The following is a 256-nucleotide window of genomic DNA, read 5'->3' as shown; positions in this document are numbered from 1 at the left end:
CGCTGCCGACCGGCGCCAGCACGGAGATCTTCGACTCATCCCCCTGTACGTCCTTCGGGTAGACCAGGGTCAGGCAGAAGTCATTGCCGCTGTTTTGCATCTTGAAGCGCACAGTGCTGTTCATGGTCACCACGTCCGGCGGCATGTCGGCGGGGTCGCGGATCTCGGCGCGGTTCAGCTCCTCCTGCAGGGCCAGGTGTTGCGGGTGGTTGCCGAGCAGTTGCTCGATGCGATCCAGATCCAGGTTGGAGATGAC

General features: G+C 62.9%; 1 protein-coding gene. It reads right to left on the bottom strand.

Going from position 1 to position 256, the window contains the following annotated elements:
* The coding region (locus B4920_RS27010; RefSeq protein WP_173862728.1) for a GreA/GreB family elongation factor at positions 1-256 on the bottom strand (256 nt) is incomplete at both ends.

The sequence above is a fragment of the Zoogloea sp. LCSB751 genome, assembly GCF_002028455.1.
Taxonomy (GTDB): Bacteria; Pseudomonadota; Gammaproteobacteria; order Burkholderiales; family Rhodocyclaceae; genus Zoogloea.
This window is presented reverse-complemented; position numbering and strand designations above follow the sequence as displayed.